Consider the following 20,051-nt stretch of genomic DNA (forward strand, 5'->3'; position numbering starts at 1 on the left):
GGTCAGCGGCGCAGCTCGAGGACGGTCTGGCCGATGCGGATCTGCGCGCCGTGGTCGAGCCGGGCGCCGGTGCCGATCTTCTGCCCGTCCACCTCGGTGCCGTTCGTGGACTCCAGGTCGTCGGCGTACCAGGCGTCGGCGCCGGGGTAGATGCGCAGGTGGCGTCCGGAGGCGTAGTCGTCGGTGAGCACCAGCGAGCACTCGGGGTTGCGGCCGATGAGGACCCCCGCCTCGTGCAGCGGGACGGAGGTGCCGCGCAGCCGACCCTCGGTGACCACCAGGTGGGTGGGGGTGCTGCGTCGCTGCGAGCGCTCGTTGCGGGACTCGCGGCGCCGGGGAGGCCCGGCGTTGCGGTTCAGCACGCGGGTGCCGTAGAGGTCACCGCGCAGCGCACCGACGACGGAGAAGACAAACGCCCAGAGCAGCACGATGACCCCGAGACGCAGCAGGTTGAGGGTCAGCTCTCCCATCAACCCTCCAGGGCGACGGTGATGTGCGTACGACCGAGGGTGATGCGGTCGCGGTGGCGCAGCTCCTCGGTGCCGACCTGCTCGCCGTTGAGGTAGGTGCCGTTGGTGGAGCCAAGGTCGCGCAGGATCAGCTGCTGGTGCGGCCCGTCGTGGGTGATCCGGATCTCCGCGTGCCGGCGGGAGACGCCCGGGTCGTCGACGACGACCGTGCACTCCTCGTCCCGGCCCAGGGTGGTGACGGCAGCGGTGAGCTGCACCCGGCGTCCGTCGATCTCCAGGGTGGGGCCGGTGCGCCGTGGGCGGGGGCGCTCCTCGGCGGGTCGCCGGTATGCCTCCTCCGGGTCGCGGCGGGGCGGCTCCTCCCGCGCCGGCTCGCGCCGGACGGGCTCCGCGCGCTGTGCCTCGGCGAACTCGCGGGCACCTCCACGTCCTTCCCCGCGCTCGCCGGCCCGGCGTCCGTCCTTGGCGGCCGGGCGGACCCGGAAGATGCCGGTCTCCAGCTCGGAGCCGTTGACCAGGCGGACCTCGAACGGGCCGGGCGCGACGTAGCGCTGGGCGTCGGCGTGGTCCTCAGCCGCGGCGACCAGCTCGTCGGTCAGCGCGTGCTCGTAGGACGCGAGGCGCTCGTAGTCCGTCTCGGCGAGCTCGATGGTGAAGACGTTGGGGACCATGGTGCGGCCCGGGCCGAGGACCGCGGCGCGGTCGTCCATCGCGCCGCGCATCGCCGAGGCGATCTCGACCGGCTGCACCTCTGCCTTGAAGACCCGGGCGAAAGGCTGCTTCACGGCACGCTCGAGCCCACGCTCGAGCTTGTCGAAGACTCCCACGGCCTCTCCTTCTTCTCCGGCAGACAGAACTGGCGTCTCGATGGTATCCGCCGGGGATGGGTAGAGCCTGGAGGCTGACCTCCCGGTGGCCGGTGGACCTGCTGGTCAGACGAACCGGCGGTCGAAGATGTACGTCACCCGGGAGACGGAGCCGTCGGTGGTCTCGGCGAGCACCTCCGGGGAGAACTCCACGAGAACCCTGTCGCTGTACCGCGCGTCGTCGCCGTCGTCGTAGGTGAGGGTGACGCCCACGGTCGGTGAGTAGTCCTCGTCCTCGCTGTCGGTGCCGTAGCGCTCCATCGAGCCGAGCCCGGTGATCCGGGCCTGGGTGCCCGCGAAGTTCGGTCCCCATTCCTCGATGTCCGCCTGGCTGTCCTCGGCCACCCACGCCGTGATGGGACCGGGGTCACCCTCCCCCCAGGCCTCCACCGCGGGCAGGACCTCGGTGGCGTAGCAGTCCTCGACCGGAGGCAGCTCGTCCGACTGGGCATCAGCGCGCTGGTCGGGGTGCAGGTCGGCCCCGACGATCGCGTCCTCGGCCCCGTAGAGCCCCTGGTCGGTGTAGACGAACAGCTCGGCACCGGTCGGTTCGTGACGCGCCGTGGTCCACCACAGGCCCTCACCCCCGGCGAAGCCCGACATGTCCCCCATCCCCTCCTCGACCGCCCACTCGCCCTCCGTCGTCCCTAGGCAGGTGACCAGGGTGGACGGCGCCGAGGCGGCCAGCTCGTCGGCGCGTCCGCCGTCACCGGCGGACCAGGCATCCACCCAGGCGGAGACGTACTCCTGCGGGCCAGCCGGGAACTGCGCCGCCTCCTCGCTGGTGGCGTCGGCGTCGGTGGTGGCGCTCGCGTCGTCCCCGTCCTCGTCCTCCGGCCCGGTGGGCGCCGGTTCGGTCGCCTCGGTGGTGGCGTCGGCGTCGGCGGGCTCGCTGGTCGCCGCGTCATCGACGGGTGAGCTGGTGGCCGCCTCGTCCTCAGGGGTGCTGGTCGCCGTCTCCGGAGCGGCTGCGGTGCTCGGGTCCTCGTCGGGCTCGGCGCCTCCGCACCCGGCGAGCGTCAGCGCGACGACGAGGGCGACGGTGAGGTGACTGGAGCGCATCTTCTGGGCCTTCCGCAGGTGGCGTCCCCTCCTGGTGCAGGTCAGGGTGCTGACGAGCATGCCAGAGTGCCCGACCGCAGGCAGGGAGGGACGCCGACGATGTGGGGATCCCCGCGGCTGCGTGCTAATCTTGCTCGGCACTCGCGCGAGTGGCGGAACGGCAGACGCGCTGGCTTCAGGTGCCAGTGTCCGAAAGGGCGTGGGGGTTCAAATCCCCCCTCGCGCACCCAGGTCCTGACGCAGGACGACGAAGAACCCCGAGCCCCAGGGCTCGGGGTTCTTCGTGCGTCAGGGCTGCTGCCGTGGTGCCAGGACGCGTCCGAGCAGGCGCGGCGGGGCCAGGTGACTCGGTAGCCTGATGACCATGGTCGCCGTCGCAGAGCTCACCGACCGGATGCGCGCAGCCCTCGAAGGAACGCCCTACACGGTCACCGACGAGACCGAAGACGGCTTCACCGTGCACATCGATGTGGTGGACGCGCAGTGGCGGACGCTGCTGCACCGACGTTCGCTGTCGAAGGCGTTCACGCACATCGTCCGCGTCGACCCCGAGGCCGGCACCTACACCGTCACGGACCAGTCGGTCCGGGTCGAGTGGCAGGCCGGTGCTGATCTCGGCGGGGGCGTGCCCCGCCCCGTGCTGCGGGCCTCCGCGAGCGTCACCCGGGGGAACCTCCGCGAGTTCTCGTTCCAGCGGGAGCATGCCGTCGACGACCAGGGTGAGCCCGGCGCCGTGGTGGACTACACCTTCGACTCCCGCGAGGGGAACCGGCTCATCGACGACGTCCTGATACCGACGGGCCTGCGGAAGAGGATGAACGGTACCGCCAGGCTGGGGCTGCTGGTGGCGCTCGTGACCGTGGTCGGCTTGCTGGTCGCGGGCGCGGTGCTGGCCGCCCTCGCCCTCTTCGGGGTGCTGTAACCGGACGCCGTCCGCTCAGCCGGTCGCGAGCGGGTAGCTGAGCCGGGTCCGCATGTCGGCCGGGTCGGCGCCCGGGACCGGTTCGGTGAGGTACTCCTCCAGGAACCAGTCGGCCAACGGCTCGCCCTGTCCCTGCAGCCAGCCGACCAGCCGGTCCCAGGAGGTGCCGAGCGTGTCGTAGCCGCCGACGTGCACCAGCTGGCCGGCGCGGACACCCGGGATCTCCATCACCGAGACCTCCTCGGTGGCCACGAACTCCGGGCCCACCCCGAAGCCGACGGCCAGGTCGACGGTGTCGGTGGGCTGACCGACATACCGTGCGAAAGCGGCCGTGCCGGGGGCGACGCCCTGCTGCGCCACGGCGGCCCCCAGCAGCTGGAAGCTCGAGTCGAAGAAGTCGCGGATCGCGGTCATCGGCACCCCCGTCCCCTCGACGACGGCGGCGCGCACCGGTGCGAGGGTGACGATGGTGGGCTCGGGCGTGGTCATGGTCTGTCCTCCGGGTCGGGTGTCGACGTGCTGCGGGTATGACCCTGGCCGGCGGCCGGACTCATCGCTCACCCCGGGGTCAGCACCCGCTGCCGGCTCACCACGGCGGTCGGCGACGCTGCGGCGACCGGGTCGGCCAGCGGGTCGCCGGCCACCACCAGCAGGTCCGCGACCGTGCCGGGCACGATCCTGCCCACCGGCCTGGACAGCGCGTCCCCGGACGCGGAGGTCGCCGCCCGCAGGACGTCGACCGGGCCCAGGCCCACGTCCTGCAGGCAGGCGAGCTCGGCGGCCAGGCTGGGGTGCGGCATCCCCGGGGAGCCGGCGTCGGTGCCGGCGATGACCGGGACCCCGGCGGCGAGGGCCATCCGGACCGAGTCCGCGTGCGCCCGGACCACCTCGGTGGCCTTGGCGGCCGCGTAGGCGGGCCCACCGCCCTCGGCGATGCTGCGGTAGACCGCCAGGGTGGGGCTGAGCACGGTGCCCCGCTCGGCCATGTCCGCGACGATCTCCTCGGTGAGGAAGACCCCGTGCTGGATGATGTCGACCCCGGCCCGGACGGCGTCCCGGATGCCCTCGGTGCCGAGCGCGTGAGCGGTCACCTTCAGCCCCCGACGGTGCGCCTCGTGGGTCAGCGCCGCCAGCTCCTCGTAGGTCAGCTCTCCGGCACCGACCTCCTCACCCTCGGCGCGTCCGTAGACGCCGCCGGTGGCCGCGGTCTTGATGATCCCGGCCCCCAGGAACGCCTGCTGACGGACCCCGCGGACCACCGCGTCCACCCCGTCGCAGGGGTTCACCCAGAACGGGTCGTGGCCCCCGGTCATGGCCACGGTGCGGCCGGCGGCCAGGATCCGGGGCCCGACCAGGTGACCCCGCTCCGCCGCGCGGGCGACGGAGATCGCGACGTCCCAGTTGCTGCCCAGATCGGCGACCGTGGTGACGCCGGCCCGCACGTGCGCGCCGGCGTTGGCGGCGGCCCGGATGGCCGTCAGCTGCTCACCGTCCTCGTCGACGACCGCCGCGGGGTCGCTGCCGCCGCTCCACACCAGGTGCACGTGCGCGTCGACCAGCCCGGGCAGCAGGGCGGCACCGTCTGCCTCGAGGACCGTGTCCTGCGGACCGGGACGGATCGAGCCGGCCGGCTCGAGGGAGCGCACCAGGCCGTCCTCGCAGAGCACGTCGTGGGCGCGCAGGTCGGTGGACTCCCCGTCCCAGACCTGGGCGTGCCGGACCACGAGCCGAGGGGACGGACCCGAGGACGCGGGTCCGGGCATACCGGAGGGGGCCGGCCCGCTCACGCGGAGGCGGCGGTCGAGCCGGAGAGGCGGTCCACCGCGACGCGGCCGTCCTGCAGCACCATCCGCAGGTGACGCTCCGGGTGGGCCAGCACGGCGGTGTCGGCGAACGGGTCCGCGTCCACCAGCAGCAGGTCGGCCGTGGCGCCGGGGGCGACGACCCCGAGCTCCCCCTCGCGACCGAGCAGCTGGGCGCCCACCAGGGTGGCCGAGCGGAGCACCTGCGCAGGGGTCTGCACCTGCCCGCGGATGCGGAACTCGTCGCTCTGGTGCCGGTGCATGTCACCGAGCAGGTCGGTGCCCAGGGCGATCTTGACCCCGCCCTTGCTCGCCAGGTCCAGCGCGTGCAGGCCCGCCTCGAGCACGTCCGCGACCTTGGCCTGGCTGGCCGGGGGCAGACCCGCCGCCGCGCCCTCGGAGTGCAGGTACTCGTAGGTGACCAGGGTCGGCACCAGGAAGGCGTCGTGCTCCAGGAAGAGCTCGACGCTGGAGGCGTCGATGAGGTTGCCGTGCTCGATGCACCGCACGCCGAGCTTCAGCCCGCGGTTCACCGCGCGGGCGGTGTAGGCGTGCCCGGTGACGTAGCGGTTGGCGTTCTCGGCCTCCTCGACGCAGGCGCGCACCTCCTCGGCGGAGAACTGCAGCGAGTCGACCCGATCGGTGGGCGAGGCGACGCCGCCGGAGAGCATCAGCTTGACGTGGTCGGCTCCCGTGCGCAGCTGGGCACGGGCGGCCCGGCGGACGTCGGCCACGCCGTCCACGACGGTGCCGATGTTGGGGCAGCAGGCGTGGTTGTCGAGGACCTGGCGGCCGCTGCCGCGCAGGTCGGCGTGCCCACCGGTCGGGGAGAGGGCCTTGCCGCCGAAGTGCACCTTCGGGCCGGGCCACAGGCCCTCGGCGACCGCCGCCGCGATCCCGAAGTCGGCTCCGCCCACGTCGCGGACCGTGGTGAAACCGCGGTCGAGCATGCCCTTCAGGATCCGGCCGGTCTGGGCCGCCACGTAGAACGGGGAGTCCTCGGCCTGGGCCCCCAGGTCGGCGGTCCCGGCGCTGACGTGCACGTGCGCGTCGATCAGCCCGGGCAGCAGGTACTGGCCAGCTGCGTCGATCTCGGTCGCCGACGAGGGCGCGGACAGTCCGGTCCCGACCTCCTGGATCCGTCCGTCGGAGACGAGGACGTCCTGGACGCTCGCCTCCCCGGTCTCGACGTCACACACGTGGCCGTTGCGCACCAGCAGGGTCCGGGTCATGGGGGAAGGATCCTTTCGAGGAGGGGAACGCCCGACATGCTGCCAGCCATCGGGCACTTCAGCAATAGATGTTGCAGTATGTCGTCATGACGAGTGTGGAGTCGCTGCCGGCGTGGGTGCGGCAGCGGGTGGGGGACAGACGGGTCGGCCGCGGCATCGAGCGGGTGCTGGGGGCGCTGGCCACCCAGCCGCGGCAGATGTCCTTCGCCAGCGCCGCGGAGGCGGCGTCGCTGTCCGGGGTGAACGCGGCCACCGTGGTGCGCGCGGCCCAGCTGCTGGGCTTCAGCGGCTGGCCGGCGCTGCGCTCGGAGATGCGCTCGCGCTACCTGTCCCGGCTGTCCGCCTCCCAGGTGCTCTCCGAGCACCCGACCGACGGTGCCGGGCCGGCGGTGTCCACCCTCCGCCGGGACGCCCAGAACCTGCAGGACCTGTCCCTGCTGCTGGACGAGGAGCAGGTGCGCCGGGTCGCCGGGCTGATCGCCGCGGCCCGGGCGACGCTGGTGCTGGGGTCGGGCAGCTTCGCCGGCCCGGGGCTGCAGCTGGCCCACTTGGCGCAGACCATCGGGCACGACGTGCGGCTCCAGCGGGTGGGCGGGACGGCCCTGGTGAACGCGGTCTCGCTGCTGAGCCCGGGCGACTGCCTGGTGGTGCTGCACCTGTGGCGCTCGCCCTGGGAGATCCTCACCGCGATGCGGATCGCCGCCGGCGCGGGGGTGCACGTGGTGGTGGTCAGCGACCAGGCCAGGGCCGACCTGCAGGAGGTCGCCCACGAGCTGCTGCCGGTGCCCAGCGAGGGCGCCAGCATGTTCCCCTCGCTGGTCGCGGCGACCTGCGTGGTGCAGGCCGTGGTGGCCTCGTTGGTCGCCCTGGACCCGGCGGCGGCCGCGGCCGCCTCGGACCGCACGGAGCGGCGCTGGGCCGAGATGGGACTCTTCCCCGACCCCTGAACGAATATTGCAACAACTATTGCAATACTCCGGCCGATCCGCTGTGATGGGAGTCGGTGGGTCCCTGCCACCGGTTCCTCATCCCCTGTCTCGGAGGTCCCATGCAGACCGTGCACGTGACGATCCTGGTGGTCTACCTGGCGCTGATGGTCGGTATCGGCCTGTGGTTCAGCCGGGCCAAGGCCGTCTCCACGGCGGACGACTACGTCTTCGCCGGCCGCAACCTGCCCCGCCCGGTGATGATCGGCACCCTGCTGGCCACCTGGGTCGGCTCGGGCACCATCATCGGCGGTGCCAGCTTCGCCTACAGCTACGGGCCGCTGGCCTCGATCTTCTTCATGGCCGGCACCCCGGTCGGCATCGTCGTCCTCTACTTCATCGCCAAGCGGGTCCGGCGCTACTCCACCTTCACCGTGCCCGAGCTGCTGGAACGCCGCTACGGCCTGGGGGTGCGGGTGATCGCCGCGATCATCACCGTGCTCGCCTACACCGGGATCACGGCATACCAGTTCACCGGCGGTGGCTACATCATCAGCGTGATCACCCCGCTGGACCCGCAGGCAGGGGCCATCGTGGTGGCGCTGCTGGTGACCTTCCTGGCCTTCGGTGGCGGGCTCAAGTCGGTGGCCTGGAGCGACTTCCTGTCGGCGCTGGTGATCGTGCTGGTGCTGATGACCGCGCTGCCGCTGATCATCGGCGGGGACATCGGCGGCGTCGGGCAGTACTGGGACGGGATGCCGGAGACCCACCGCACCCTCAGCGGCGGGCTGCTGCCGCTGCAGCTGCTCGGCTACTTCCTGCCGCTCTTCCTGCTGATCCTCGCCGACCAGAACATGTACCAGCGGCTCGGCGCCGCGCCGACCGAGAACGCGGCCCGCAACGCCACCGCGGGCTTCTTCCTCACCAGTTTCCTGGTGACCGTGCCGGTCGCCCTGCTGGGCTCCGCCGCCGTGGTGCTGCTGCCGGAGATCCAGCCCGACACCGCGATCCTGTCGTTGGCCGGGGAGGCCTACCTGCCGGCGATCATGGGTGGCCTGCTGCTGGCCGGTGCGCTCGCCTTCATCATCACCACCGGGTCCTCGTTCCTGCTCTCCGGTGCCGGCAACGTCGTCTACGACGTCAGCCAGCGGATGCTCGGCGTCGAGATGGACGACCGGCGCCGCCTCTGGGTTCACCGCGGCGCGGTGCTCGTCATCGGGGTCGTCGCCTACGTCCTGGGGCGGTTCTTCCCGACCGTGCTGGAGCTGCAGATGTACTCCTACACCGTCTACGGGGTGGCGATCGCCCCGCCGGTGCTGGCGATCTTCTTCTGGAGCCGGGCCAGCAAGGCGGGTGCACTCACCAGCATGCTGCTCGGTGTCGTGGTCACCATCACCTGGGAGCAGCTGGGTCAGCCCTTCGGCCTGAACTCCGTCCTCATCTCGCTGCCGGTGGCGCTGGTCAGCCTGGTGCTGGTGAGCCTCGCGCTGCCGGACCGGACCCGGCGCTCGCTCGACGGGCCTGACGGGCCCGGCGGAGCGGACGGTGCCGCTGCGAGCGGCGCGAACGACACCGGCCCGGCCACCGGCCGGACCGGGACGCAGGAGGCCTGAGATGGACCTGAGGGCATACCGGGCACTGAGCTTCGACGTCTACGGGACGCTGATCGACTGGGAGGGCGGGATCGCCGCCGTGCTGGCTCCGTGGGCCCGCGAGGTCGGGCTGGGGCTGAGCGAGGAGGAGCTGCTGCTGGCGTATGCCGACAACGAGGCGGCGGTGGAGCGCGAGCTTCCCGACCGGCTCTACCCGGAGGTGCTCGCCGAGGCGTTCCGGCGTACCGGGACGGTCCTGGGTCGACCGGTCGGCGAGGAGTGGGCGCAGCAGCTGGGGGCCTCGGTCCCGGACTGGCCCGCGTTCGACGACTCGGCCGACGCGCTCGCCCAGCTGGCCCGGCACTACCGGCTCATCATCCTGTCCAACGTGGACCGGGCCGGCTTCGCAGCCAGCAACCTGCGGCTGCAGGCAGACCTGGCGGCCGTCGTCACCGCCGAGGACGTCGGGGCCTACAAGCCCGCCGACGCGCACTTCCTCGCGCTGGACGGCACCCTGGCGGACCTGGGCGTCGAGCGGGGGCAGCTGCTGCACGTGGCGCAGAGCCTCTTCCACGACCACGTGCCCGCCCGCCGGCACGGGCTGGACTCGGTCTGGGTCAACAGGCGCCACGACCGGCCCGGATGGGGCGCCACCCCGGAGCCGGCCGAGGAGTTCGGCTACCTGGCCGAGTACCCCTCGATGGCGGCCTTCGCAGAGGCCGTGCGGGAGGCGTGGGGCGACTGAGTCCCCCGTGAGCCGCATGTCCTGATCCCTCCCCTGTGCGGGAACGGTGTGTCACGTCCGTCGCCCCTGTCACGGATGTGACACACCGTTCCGGCACAGGGGTGTTGGCTCACCGGGCTCGGAGCGCCCCGCCACCCCCGGGCTTAGGGTGGTCGGGGCAGGCGTGTCGAGATCCCGGGGGCGGCTCCGACGTCCCCGTGAGCGGCCGCACCGGACGGCCGACGGACCGAAGGAGAGTCTCGGTGAAGTACGTCATCCTCATCCAGTCCAACCCCCAGCCCTGGGGGCACCCGACCGCGGACTTCCTCCCGGCATACCAGGACCAGCCTCAGGAGGTCCGTGACCGGCTCAACGGCGACTTCGAGGCCATGCTGACCACCCTCGGCGAGGCCGGTGAGCTGGTCGGCGGCGAGGCGCTCGGCGACCCCGCCGCCTCCCGGCTGTTCCGCTGGAGCGAGGGCGAGCCGGTGGTCACCGACGGCCCGTACGCCGAGGGCAAGGAGCACCTCGCGGGGTTCTTCCTCATCGATGTCGAGTCTCACCAGCGGGCCGAGGAGATCGCCAGGGCCTTCAGCGGCCCCGGGGAGACGGTCGAGCTCCGGCCGGTGATGGGTGGCGGTGGTGACGCCGGCTGAGTTGCCGGACGAGGGCCTGTGGCGGGCCGAGCTCCCGCAGGTCCTCGCCGCCCTGCGGCGCCGCTACGGCGACCGTCCGGAGGTGGAGGACGCCGCCCAGCAGGCGCTCGCCGCCGCCGCCGAGCAGTGGCCGGCGGAAGGCATACCGCACCGGCCCCGCGGCTGGCTGATCACGGTGGCCTCCCGGCGCCTGGTGGACCAGCTGCGGGCCGACGAGGCGCGGCGCTCCCGGGAGGAGCTGGTGGCCCGGCAGGAGCACGCCCTGCACGGGGGTATGACGTCGGCCCCGGACGAGGCGCCGGGCACCCCGGCGGTGGTCGCCGACGACACGGTGGGGCTGATGCTGCGCTGTGCCCACCCGGCGCTGACCCCCGGCTCCCGGGTGGCGCTGACGTTGCGGGCGGTGGGTGGGCTGAGCACCGCCCAGGTCGCCGCGGGCTTCCTGGTGCCGGAGGCGACCATGGCGCAGCGGATCAGCAGGGCACGGGCGACGCTGCGCTCGTCGGGGGCCACCTTCGGGATGCCGACCGAGGAGGAGGTGCCGGAGCGCCTGGCGGCGGTCCGGCACGTGGTGTCCCTGGTCTTCACCGAGGGACACCAGGGGAGCGTGGGTGACGCGGTGGTGGGGCAGGCCTTCGTGGAGGAGGCGGTGCGCTGCGCGCGGGTCCTGCACCGGGCGGTCCCCGAGGACCCCGAGAGCGCCGGTCTGCTGGCGCTGCTGCTGCTCACGCACGCCCGGACCCCGGCCCGCGTCGACGCCCACGGCGACCTGGTGCCGCTCGCCGAGCAGGACCGGTCGCTCTGGGACCGGCGGCTCGTGGGTGAGGGCGTGGAGCTGCTGGAGCGGGCGCTGCCCCGCGGGGAGGTGGGACCGTTCCAGCTGCAGGCCGCCATCGCGGCCGTGCACGCCGAGGCGCCGTCCGCCGCCGCGACGGACTGGGCGCAGATCCACCTGCTCTACCGGATGCTCGACCACCGGGCGCCCTCCGCCGCCGTCACCCTCGGCCTGGCGACGGCGGTCGCGGAGGTGCACGGCGCACGTGCCGGCCTGGCGGCCCTGGAGGGTGTGCAGGACCGCCGTTGGCACCGGCCGCACGCGGTGCGTGGACACCTGCTCGCCCGGGACGGCCGGCCCGCGGAGGCCCGGGAGGCGTTCGCGACCGCGGCCCGGCTGACCCGGAGCATCCCGGAGCAGCGCTACCTGGGCCGGCTCGCCGCCGAGCTGGACGGCGCCGACGACGGAGGCACGTGATCCCCGTGGCCGCCGTGAGCGCCGATGCCTGTGCAAGAACGGTGTGACACATCCGTCGCCCTAGCGACGGATGTGTCACACCGTTTCGGCACACGGATGGCTCAGGACGCCGCGAGGAAGGCGTCGATCTGGGCCATCGCCTCCCGGGAGCCCTCCTCCATCCCCATGTCGAGCACCTGCTGCAGGGCCTCCTGGCTCGCATAGGTGGAGGTGTAGACGGCCCGGGTCCCGCCCTCGACCGGAGTGAACGCGTAGACGTTGACCGAGACCGGCATCGAGTCGACCGGGGTGAAGCTCTCGTCGGCGAAGGCGTCCTCGAAGGCGAAGCGCTCCGGCTCCTGCACCTCGGTGATCCGCATGAGGCCGCAGAACTTCTCGCCCTCGGGGCTGGTCATGAAGTAGTGCGTGGTGGCACCGGGGCGCAGCTCGTGCCGCACGAAGGTCGCCGGGTAGGTGGGCGGTCCGAACACCTTCTCCAGCTGGCGCGGGTCGGCATACATCTCCCAGATGCGCTCCACCGGTGCCGCGAACTCCGCGGTGATGGTGAGGCTGAGGTTCTCGGGGTCCTTGGTGATGTCGGTGACGGGCATGTCAGCTCTCCTTGATCAGTGCGTCGATGCGGTCGATGTGACCGCGCCAGTGCTGCTCGAGCTCCTCGAGCAGGGTGGAGACGGAGCGCACGGCGGTGAGGTCGCCGCTGGCCAGCTGCTCGCGGCCACGTCGCCGCTTGGTCAGCAGTCCTGCCTGCTCCAGGACGGCGACGTGCTTCTGGACCGCCGCGAAGCTCATCTCGTAGCTCGCCGCCAGCACCGAGATCGAGTGCTCCCCGGCCAGCACCCGGCGCAGGATGTCGCGTCGGGTGCGGTCGGCCAGCGCGCGGAACAGGGCGTCAGCCCTGTCCTCGTCCTCGGTCGTCCTGTCCATCTGCACAACATACAACCATTTAGTTGTATGAGGCAAGAGGTCACCGTGGACGTCGGACCGTGACGACCGAGGCTCCACGTGGCAACCGGGTGCGGGCCGGGCGCGACGTGCCGGACCGGTGCGGATAGCGTCGAGCCATGAGCGAGCTCCCCAGACTGGCCGTCGTCATCGCCTCCACCCGACCCGAGCGCATCGGCCCTACGATCGCCCGGTGGGTGCACGCCGGGGCGCAGGGCCGCGACGACGCGACCGTGGACCTGATCGACCTCGCCGACCACGACCTGCCCAACCTGGCCGAGCCGGAGCCGGCCTCCAGCGGCAACTACACCCGCCCGGGGACCAAGGCCTGGGCCGAGCTTGTCGCGGGCTACGACGGCTTCGTCTTCGTCACCCCGGAGTACAACCGCAGCATCCCCGGGTCCCTCAAGAACGCCCTCGACTACCTCTACGCGGAGTGGAACGACAAGGCCGCGGGGATCGTCTGCTACGGCTCCTCCGGCGGTCTGCGTGCGGCCGAACAGCTTAAGACCACGCTCTCCGAGCTGCAGATCGCCACCGTCCGGGCCCAGGTGTCGGTCTCGATCTTCGACGACATGCGCGACTTCACCAAGCTCGACCTGCGCGACTTCCAGGAGAAGAACCTGGCCGAGATGCTGCGCCAGACGGCCCGCTGGGCCGGTGCCCTGCGCCCGCTGCGGCAGGGCTGATCCGCGCCGACGAGGAGTGGCTCGGGACCAGGCCTTGCCGAGCGGTGCGGTGACTGCTTGCATGACCCCATGTCGATGACGACCCGAGCCCTCCTGTCCGCCGCCTGCGTCAGCGCGCTGGGGGCGGCCCTGGCCGCCACCCCGGTGCAGGCCTCCCCCGCCGAGTACGTCGCTCTCGGCGACAGCTTTTCGGCCGGCACCGGCACCTTCGCCCGCGCGGACGCCTGCTACCGCTCGCCGTTGGGTTACCCCGCGCTCATCGCCGAGACCCAGGGGCTGGCACTGGACTACCAGGCCTGCTCGGGCGCGGAGACGGCCGACGTGCTCGCCGACCAGCTGGACACGCTCGACGGCGGGACGGCCTACGTCTCGATGACGATCGGCGGCAACGACGTCGGCTTCGCCGGGGTGATCACCCAGTGCGCGCTCCCTGGATGGATCAGTGACTGCGACGGTGCCGTCGACGACTCGCTGGAGGTGCTGCGCACCGAGCTGCCGGACCGTCTGGACACGGTCTACGGGGAGATCGGGGAGCGGGCGCCGAACGCGCAGGTGGCCGTCGCCGGCTACCCGCTGCTGTTCAACGGCCGGGACTGCAGCCTGCTCACCTTCTTCTCCGGGCGCGAGATGACCCGGCTCAACGCCGGCACCGCCGAGCTCGACGAGCTGATCGAGGAGCGGGCCACCGGGGCGGGTTTCAGCTATGTCGAGGTGCGCGACGACTTCGCCGGGCACGCCGTCTGCGACCGCCCGGCCTGGGTCAACAACCTGTCGCTGCCGATCGACGAGTCCTTCCACCCGAACCGCGCCGGGAACCAGGGCTATGCCGCCGCCCTCGCCCCGCAGCTGACCGGTGTGCCGCTGACGGCCGCCGAGCTGACCGCCGCGAACGGCACCGGCTCGCCGTCGGCGACCGATGGGTCCACCGGCTCCAAGGGGGCAGGGGTGCGCGAGCAGGCCAGGACCGTCCTGACGATGGACCTGGCGAGCGAGCAGAACCTGCGCCGGGCGCAGCGCCAGGGCGTCGACCGCGACCGGGTCGAGGGTGCGGTGGCCAAGCTCCGGAGCGCCGACGAGCGGGTCGTGCTCTCCGGGCTGCGCGAGCTGCATACCCTCGACGCGCAGTTCTCCGCAGGAGGGTGAGCGGGCCGATGGAGAACGTCCTCGGCGGGCCGCTGCAGGAGTGCGGGCTCGACCCGGTGACCGGGTTCACCCGGTCAGGCTCCTGCGAGGTGACCGTCGACGACGTCGGCGTGCACGGCATCTGCGCGGTGATGACCGAGGACTTCCTGGACCACCAGTACTGGATCGGCAACGACCTGCTCACGCCCCGTGCGGCGTGGGGCTTCCCCGGGCTTCGGCCCGGGGACCGGTGGTGCGTGGTGGCCGACCGGTGGGTGCAGGCGGAACGGGACCTGCGGGCGGCGCCGGTGGTGCTCGCGAGCACCCACGTCTCGGTGCTGCAGCTGGTCCCGCTCTCGCTCCTGCAGCGGTATGCCGTGGACGTGCCGGACGACCTGTCCGGTCTGGCCCAGGGCTGACGAACCCCCACCTCGACCGGGCGAGCGTTGTGCGCCGACCGGGCGTGCGTTGCGCACCGACCGGGCGAGCGTTGTGCACCGACCGGGCGTGCGTTGCGCACCGACCGGGCGAGCGTTGTGCACCGACCGGGCGAGCGTTGTGCACCGACCGGGCGAGCGTCAGGCGCTGGAGCCGGTGTCGGTCACGCCCTCGTAGAGCCCGATCAGGTTGCCGTCGGGGTCGCGCAGCACCGCCCACCAGCTGGTCTCACTGATCGGCTCCTTCGCCATGACGACCTCGCCGCCGTTCTCCATGGCGCGGGCGAGGGTGTCGTCGATCGAGTCGACCTCGACGGTGGAACGCGGTTGCGAGAAGTCCGGGCTGCGCGGTGCGAGGCCGCCACCGCTGATCTTGTTCGGGGCCTGCCACATGGGATAGCCCTCGTACCCCGGGTACTCCTCGATCTGCCAGCCGAAGAGGGTGGAGTAGAAGGTGCGGGCCCTCCCCATGTCGGAGACGGGGATGTCGATGTGGGTGATGTCGCCGTGCGCCATGGGTCCTCCGCGGGTGCCTGGGCCGGGCCGGGTGTCCAGCCGTTCCCAGGATGGCACCGTCAGGGGTCGGGTGTCTGCCCCTCGACCGGAGAACTGTCGGCCATCCGCTTCGCGACGGAGAGCAGGAACAGCCCGCCGAGCACGTCGAGCACCCCGATCACCATCAGCACGATGGTGAAGATCCCGCCGCCCCCGTCGCCGAACTGCCGTCCCGCGAGGGCGACGAGCACGGCCCCGAGCAGCAGGTAGATCCAGCCGCGGCGACGCAGGCTCGCAGGGTTGCGGCGGGGGTCGGGGCGTTCGGCCGCCGTGTCGGTGCCGCTCTCGGAGCCGTCGGGCTGCGCGGTCCCGTCCTCGGGCATACCCGTGCCGTCCGCCGGTATGCCCTCCGCGGGCAGGGTGGACGCGTCCCGGATGACCCCGTCGAAGGCGTCCCCGGTCTGCGGGTCGTAGGCGACGTAGCCGGTCTCCTTGGCCACCACCTCGACGGTACGCAGCACCTGGCGGTGCAGCTCCGCACGTTCGTCGCCGTCCTCGTTGGTGTCCGTGAAGCTCACCTCGGCCGAGCGGTCGAAGAGCTCGACCGCGATCCCGGTCTCGGTCGCGGTCAGCTCGCCGTAGACGTCACCGCCCGTCTCCTCGGCCGTCCATGAGTCCAGCGGACCGTCCAGGACGTCCCGCAGGCGCCCCTCGATCCGGCGGAAGGTGTCAACGCCGGTGGCCAGCGCACCCTCGTCAGCGGCCAGGGTCTCGTCGTCCGCCTCGGCCGCGTCGATCGCCTCGGCCCAGTCCTGACCGGGACGGCGCGGGTAGAGGGTGATGTCGTAGGTCATCCCTCCATCTTGCCGGTCCGGACCGGCCCGGCCGTTCGGGGGGCGCCGCGTGGCGTTCGCACCCTCGCTGGCAATTGGTCCCAGGACGTGATCCGAATTCTCGGAAAGGGCGCCTACGCCCGTGCGGGGTGTTTTGGGATCGCCCTTCTCCCCTATCCCTGATCAGGTGCGATGTTCTTGCCGGCTCGGTGGGAGAGGCCTAGTTTCAGGTATGCCAGCGAATCGTCCGGCACCATCGAAAGGATCCATCATGGCTACGTCCACCGCCATCACCTCGTGCGCCGCGACCGCGTGCGCCTACAACAACGACGGCTGCACGGCCGAGGCCGTCACCATCGCCGGGGAGGCCGGCGGCGCGTCCTGCGGCACCTTCGTCGAGCTCGACGTCCGGGGTGGCCTGCCGGTCGCCCAGGGGCACGTCGGCGCCTGCCAGCGCCTCGAGTGCGTGCACAACAAGGACCTGCTGTGCACCGCCGCGGCCATCACCGTGGGCGGCGACACGGCGAACTGCCTGAGCTACACCGCCGGCTGAGCCAGTCCGGCCACGGCGGCCCCCAGCTCGGAGACGCTCGTCACCGGCTGGGGGAACGCCGCGAAGACGGTGCGGGTGCGGTCGTGCTCCACCCGTAGCCAGGTGCACCCGGTGCTGTCCACGTCGGCCAGCAGCGTCCGGCCCGCGTGGGTCAGGGCAGAGGTCGGGGTGCGGTGCTCGTGACCCACCGAGCCGGGTCGACGGCCCGCCAGGACGTCCGCGAGGAGGTTCTCGGTGCGCTCCTTGCCGAGGCCGGCGACGATCTCCCGGCACTCCCACTCCTCGACAGCGCGCGGGAAGGTCTGCTCACCGACCACGTCCGCGAGCCGGTGCGCGCTCACCCCGCCCTGACCGTGCAGCACCACCCGGTCCAGGGCCAGCAGCGCCACCGGCGCACCGGCCTCGGCGGCCCAGCCCACGTCGGTGGGCAGCAGGTCGAGGGAGCGCAACGTGTCCAGCTCGGAGTCGTCCACCACGCGGAGGTGGGCGAGCGCGTGCAGGCTGGCGGTGGCCACCCGCAGGCTGGGGTCGGCGCCGTGCTGGTCGATGCGCAGCCGCACCTCGCCGCACTGGTTCGGCTCGGGGAGGCCCTCACCGTCGTGCAGGGCGACGGCGACCAGGTCGGCCGGGGTCATCCCGTGCGCCAGCACCGCGTGCGGACGGTCGGGGTCGTCGCGGTAGGCCACCAGGGTGGCTCGGCCGGCACCGTCGAGCAGTCGACGGGCCGTCGACCGCGAGGCCGCGCACCGCAGGTCGGGGACGGTGACGCTGGTTCCGGTCCGGCCGGGAGGGGCGCTGGTCATGAGGTAAGGATAACCTCACCTCAATAGTGAAACGCAAGTGCGCGCATACCTTTTTCTTCCCGACCGGGCGCGCGTTGTGCTGCGCCCGGTGCCAACAGAGCGCTCGCCCGGTCGGGACAGAGCGCTCGCCCGGTCGGAACAGGACGCTCGCCCGGTCGGAGCGGGGTGGGGGTGCTGCGTGGCACGATGCTGCGCATGCACCGCGCAGACCGGCAGACCGCAGATCGTCATCCCGCAGACCGTCACGACGCGATCCGGGTGCGCGGCGCCCGGGTGAACAACCTGCGTGGGGTCGACGTCGACATCCCCAAGCGTCGGATGACCGTCTTCAGCGGCGTCTCCGGCTCCGGCAAGTCCAGCCTGGTCTTCGGCACCATCGCCGCCGAGAGCCAGCGCCTGATCAACGAGACCTACTCCGCGTTCCTGCAGTCCCTCATGCCGGTGACCAGCAGGCCCGAGGTCGACGAGATCGACGGGGTCTCGGCGGCGATCATCGTGGACCAGGAGCGGCTGGGGGCGAACGCCCGGTCCACCGTGGGCACCACTACCGACGCCTACACCCTGCTCAGGATCCTCTTCAGCCGGCTGTCCGTCCCGCACGTGGGCTCCAGCTCCGCGTTCTCCTTCAACCGCGCCTCCGCGACCGGGAGCGGCATGGTCAAGGTGGACAAGGGCGGCAAGCCGCCCAAGGGGGAGACGGCGACCTTCGAGTTCATCGGCGGCATGTGCCCGGTCTGCGAGGGTCTGGGCACCCGGGCGGCCATCGACGAGGACGCCGTCGTCGACCGCAGCCGGTCCCTGGCGGAGGGGGCCATCCTCGTCCCGGGGCACGGGGTAGGCACCTGGGGCTGGAAGATGTACGGCGACGAGAACGACGGCCGGCTCGTGGTGGACAAGAAGCTCGCCGACTACTCCGAGCGCGAGTGGCACTGGCTGATGTACCAGGAGCCCACCAAGGTGAAGTTCTCCGGCATCAACATCACCTACGAAGGCCTCGTGGTGCGGATCCGGCGGACCCTCTTCGGCGACAAGGAGCCGAAGCAGAAGCACATGATCGAGTTCCGCGACCGGGTCGCCACCACCGGCCCCTGCGAGGAGTGCGGCGGCACCCGGCTCAACGAGGCCGCCCGCACCGCCCAGGTCGCCGGCACCACGATCCCCGAGTGCACCGCCATGCAGGTCAGCGACCTCGCGACCTGGGTGCGCGGGATCACCGACCCCTCCGTCGGGCCGCTGGTGACCAACCTGGCCGCGATGCTCGATGCGTTCTCCGAGATCGGGCTGGGGTACCTGTCCCTGGACCGTGAGGCCGGCAGCCTCTCCGGCGGCGAGGCCCAGCGGGTGAAGATGATCCGCCAGCTCGGCAGCGCCCTCACCGACGTCACCTACGTCTTCGACGAGCCCACGGTCGGGTTGCACCCGCACGACATCCGTCGGATGATCGCGCTGCTCGGCTCGCTGCGGGACAAGGGCAACACCATCCTGGTGGTGGAGCACAAGCCTGAGGTCATCGAGTCGGCGGACCATGTGATCGACATCGGCCCCGGCGCCGGCGAGGACGGGGGCACCGTCACCTTCGAGGGTGACGTCGCCGGGCTGCGCGCCTCCGACACGGTCACCGGCCGGTACCTCGATCACCGTATGCCGCTGGCGCAGGAGGTCAGGACGCCGACCGGCGTGCTGGAGATCCGTGGGGCCCGCACCAACAACCTGCAGGACGTCGACGTGGACATCCCCACCGGGGTGCTCGTGGCGGTCACCGGTGTCGCCGGCTCGGGCAAGAGCTCGCTGGTGCACGGCTCGCTGCGCGGCCGGGACGACGTGCTGATCGTGGACCAGAGCGCCATCCGGGGGTCGCGCCGCTCCAACCCGGCGACCTACTCCGGCCTGCTGGAGCCCATCCGCACGGCCTTCGCCAAGGAGAACGGCGTCAAGGCAGCCCTCTTCTCACCCAACTCCGAGGGGGCCTGCCCGGTCTGCAACGGCCAGGGGGTGATCCACCCCGAGCAGGGGATGCTGGTCGGCAACCCCTCCCCCTGCGAGGAGTGCGAGGGGAGGCGCTTCCGCGAGGAGGTGCTGGTGCATACCCTGCACGGACTCACCATCGCCGACGTCTTCGACCTGTCCATCGCCGGTGCCGCCGAGGTGTTCAGCACGGGGAAGCCGGCGGCGATCCTGTCCCGGCTGGTCGACCTCGGCCTGGGGTACCTGCGCCTCGGCCAGCCGTTGACCACGCTCTCCGGCGGTGAGCGGCAGCGCCTCAAGCTTGCGTCCCAGCTCGGCGGGCAGGGCACCACCATCGTGCTCGACGAGCCGACCGCCGGGCTGCACCTGGCGGACACCGAGCGGCTGGTGCAGATGCTGCACACCCTCGTCGACCAGGGCCACAACCTCGTCGTCATCGAGCACAACCTGGCCGTCGTCGCGCAGGCGGACCGGGTCATCGACATCGGTCCCGGGGCCGGTCACGACGGGGGCCGGCTGGTCTTCGAGGGGACCCCGGCGGAGATGGTCGCCACCGGCACGACCCTCACCGCCGAGCATCTCCGGGAGTGGGTCTCGGCCGGCTGAGGAGCCCCGGATATCCCCCCGGAGGGTGAGGCATCTCCCTCCCTGGTCGGATGTGCGACGCCGCGGACAGCAGCAGGCTGGAGGCACACCCAGACACCTGGA

At 72.2% G+C, this 20,051-nt stretch carries 22 protein-coding genes and 1 tRNA gene; 12 read left to right on the forward strand and 11 right to left on the reverse strand.

The features are described 5' to 3' along the window. Positions 1-2: 2 nt before the first annotated feature. The 3 genes from ACI3EY_RS01230 to ACI3EY_RS01240 all read right to left on the reverse strand — a co-directional run bounded on the left by ACI3EY_RS01230 (position 3) and on the right by ACI3EY_RS01240 (position 2,458). Positions 3-470: an FHA domain-containing protein FhaB/FipA gene (locus tag ACI3EY_RS01230; RefSeq protein WP_405038466.1), complete on the reverse strand. Its 468-nt coding sequence runs from the start codon at positions 468-470 to the stop codon at positions 3-5. Then, a complete protein-coding gene (locus tag ACI3EY_RS01235; RefSeq protein ID WP_405039138.1) occupies positions 470-1,297 on the reverse strand; it encodes an FhaA domain-containing protein in 828 nt (275 codons plus the stop codon). The genes ACI3EY_RS01230 and ACI3EY_RS01235 overlap by 1 nt, the downstream gene beginning before the upstream one ends. A 105-nt stretch (positions 1,298-1,402) precedes the next feature. Further along, positions 1,403-2,458, reverse strand: coding sequence for a hypothetical protein (locus ACI3EY_RS01240; protein WP_405039139.1), 1,056 nt, complete (start codon positions 2,456-2,458; stop codon positions 1,403-1,405). Between the two features lie 83 nt (positions 2,459-2,541). Here ACI3EY_RS01240 and ACI3EY_RS01245 point away from each other — a divergent pair. Then, positions 2,542-2,624, forward strand: a tRNA-Leu gene (locus tag ACI3EY_RS01245). A 138-nt stretch (positions 2,625-2,762) separates the two neighbouring features. Next, positions 2,763-3,320 (forward strand): hypothetical protein, encoded by a 558-nt coding sequence (locus ACI3EY_RS01250; RefSeq protein WP_405038469.1) that lies wholly within the window; start codon positions 2,763-2,765, stop codon positions 3,318-3,320. Between the two features lie 15 nt (positions 3,321-3,335). On the opposite strand, the gene ACI3EY_RS01255 is transcribed toward ACI3EY_RS01250, so the two are convergent. The 3 genes from ACI3EY_RS01255 to ACI3EY_RS01265 all read right to left on the reverse strand — a co-directional run bounded on the left by ACI3EY_RS01255 (position 3,336) and on the right by ACI3EY_RS01265 (position 6,354). Further along, a complete protein-coding gene (locus ACI3EY_RS01255; RefSeq protein ID WP_405039140.1) occupies positions 3,336-3,809 on the reverse strand; it encodes a GyrI-like domain-containing protein in 474 nt (157 codons plus the stop codon). A 68-nt stretch (positions 3,810-3,877) separates the two neighbouring features. After that, positions 3,878-5,044, reverse strand: a complete 1,167-nt coding sequence (locus ACI3EY_RS01260; RefSeq protein ID WP_405039141.1) for a metal-dependent hydrolase family protein — start codon at positions 5,042-5,044, stop codon at positions 3,878-3,880. A 59-nt stretch (positions 5,045-5,103) separates the two neighbouring features. After that, positions 5,104-6,354 (reverse strand): metal-dependent hydrolase family protein, encoded by a 1,251-nt coding sequence (locus tag ACI3EY_RS01265; RefSeq protein WP_405039142.1) that lies wholly within the window; start codon positions 6,352-6,354, stop codon positions 5,104-5,106. Positions 6,355-6,440: 86 nt separating this feature from the next. Here ACI3EY_RS01265 and ACI3EY_RS01270 point away from each other — a divergent pair, with 86 nt between their 5' ends. The 5 genes from ACI3EY_RS01270 (at position 6,441) to ACI3EY_RS01290 (ending at position 11,504) form a co-directional block, all read left to right on the forward strand. Further along, the gene (locus ACI3EY_RS01270) at positions 6,441-7,301 is read left to right on the forward strand and encodes a MurR/RpiR family transcriptional regulator (protein ID WP_405038473.1); all 861 of its coding nucleotides are present in this window, start codon (positions 6,441-6,443) and stop codon (positions 7,299-7,301) included. A gap of 101 nt (positions 7,302-7,402) precedes the next feature. Beyond that, positions 7,403-8,893 carry a sodium:solute symporter family protein gene (locus ACI3EY_RS01275; protein ID WP_405038474.1) on the forward strand — a complete coding sequence of 497 codons (1,491 nt, stop codon included), beginning with the start codon at positions 7,403-7,405 and terminating at the stop codon, positions 8,891-8,893. Position 8,894: 1 nt separating this feature from the next. Continuing rightward, positions 8,895-9,617, forward strand: coding sequence for an HAD-IA family hydrolase (locus ACI3EY_RS01280; protein WP_405039143.1), 723 nt, complete (start codon positions 8,895-8,897; stop codon positions 9,615-9,617). Between the two features lie 242 nt (positions 9,618-9,859). After that, positions 9,860-10,252: a YciI family protein gene (locus ACI3EY_RS01285; RefSeq protein ID WP_405039144.1), complete on the forward strand. Its 393-nt coding sequence runs from the start codon at positions 9,860-9,862 to the stop codon at positions 10,250-10,252. Next, positions 10,239-11,504 (forward strand): RNA polymerase sigma factor, encoded by a 1,266-nt coding sequence (locus tag ACI3EY_RS01290; protein WP_405039145.1) that lies wholly within the window; start codon positions 10,239-10,241, stop codon positions 11,502-11,504. The genes ACI3EY_RS01285 and ACI3EY_RS01290 overlap by 14 nt, the downstream gene beginning before the upstream one ends. A gap of 101 nt (positions 11,505-11,605) precedes the next feature. Here the strand turns inward: ACI3EY_RS01290 and ACI3EY_RS01295 are convergent, their stop codons facing one another. Continuing rightward, on the reverse strand, positions 11,606-12,094 hold the full coding sequence (locus ACI3EY_RS01295) for an SRPBCC family protein (RefSeq protein WP_405039146.1): 489 nt from the start codon (positions 12,092-12,094) through the stop codon (positions 11,606-11,608). A gap of 1 nt (position 12,095) precedes the next feature. Beyond that, positions 12,096-12,428, reverse strand: coding sequence for an ArsR/SmtB family transcription factor (locus tag ACI3EY_RS01300; protein ID WP_405038479.1), 333 nt, complete (start codon positions 12,426-12,428; stop codon positions 12,096-12,098). Positions 12,429-12,565: 137 nt separating this feature from the next. Here ACI3EY_RS01300 and ACI3EY_RS01305 point away from each other — a divergent pair, with 137 nt between their 5' ends. From ACI3EY_RS01305 to ACI3EY_RS01315, 3 genes are all read left to right on the forward strand, one after another. After that, positions 12,566-13,135, forward strand: coding sequence for an NADPH-dependent FMN reductase (locus ACI3EY_RS01305; RefSeq protein ID WP_405038480.1), 570 nt, complete (start codon positions 12,566-12,568; stop codon positions 13,133-13,135). Between the two features lie 75 nt (positions 13,136-13,210). Next, a complete protein-coding gene (locus ACI3EY_RS01310; protein WP_405038481.1) occupies positions 13,211-14,278 on the forward strand; it encodes an SGNH/GDSL hydrolase family protein in 1,068 nt (355 codons plus the stop codon). An 8-nt stretch (positions 14,279-14,286) separates the two neighbouring features. Then, positions 14,287-14,676, forward strand: coding sequence for a DUF2237 family protein (locus ACI3EY_RS01315; protein ID WP_405038482.1), 390 nt, complete (start codon positions 14,287-14,289; stop codon positions 14,674-14,676). Between the two features lie 159 nt (positions 14,677-14,835). Here the strand turns inward: ACI3EY_RS01315 and ACI3EY_RS01320 are convergent, their stop codons facing one another. Beyond that, on the reverse strand, positions 14,836-15,210 hold the full coding sequence (locus tag ACI3EY_RS01320) for a VOC family protein (protein ID WP_405039147.1): 375 nt from the start codon (positions 15,208-15,210) through the stop codon (positions 14,836-14,838). Positions 15,211-15,269: 59 nt separating this feature from the next. Beyond that, entirely contained in the window at positions 15,270-16,043 is a 774-nt protein-coding gene (locus ACI3EY_RS01325) for a hypothetical protein (RefSeq protein WP_405039148.1), read from the reverse strand. 250 nt (positions 16,044-16,293) lie between these two features. Between ACI3EY_RS01325 and ACI3EY_RS01330 the strand changes: the two genes are divergently transcribed. Further along, entirely contained in the window at positions 16,294-16,575 is a 282-nt protein-coding gene (locus tag ACI3EY_RS01330; RefSeq protein ID WP_405038485.1) for a DUF1540 domain-containing protein, read from the forward strand. Here the strand turns inward: ACI3EY_RS01330 and ACI3EY_RS01335 are convergent. Further along, a complete protein-coding gene (locus ACI3EY_RS01335; RefSeq protein ID WP_405039149.1) occupies positions 16,560-17,378 on the reverse strand; it encodes a hypothetical protein in 819 nt (272 codons plus the stop codon). The two genes, ACI3EY_RS01330 and ACI3EY_RS01335, sit on opposite strands and share 16 nt — an antisense overlap. 195 nt (positions 17,379-17,573) lie before the next feature. On the opposite strand from ACI3EY_RS01335, the gene ACI3EY_RS01340 reads away from it, so the two are divergent. Further along, positions 17,574-19,949 carry an excinuclease ABC subunit UvrA gene (locus ACI3EY_RS01340; protein WP_405039150.1) on the forward strand — a complete coding sequence of 792 codons (2,376 nt, stop codon included), beginning with the start codon at positions 17,574-17,576 and terminating at the stop codon, positions 19,947-19,949. Positions 19,950-20,051 lie beyond the last annotated feature (102 nt).

The sequence above is a fragment of the Serinicoccus shuyuelongi genome (assembly GCF_045032955.1).
Taxonomy (GTDB): Bacteria; Actinomycetota; Actinomycetes; order Actinomycetales; family Dermatophilaceae; genus Ornithinicoccus.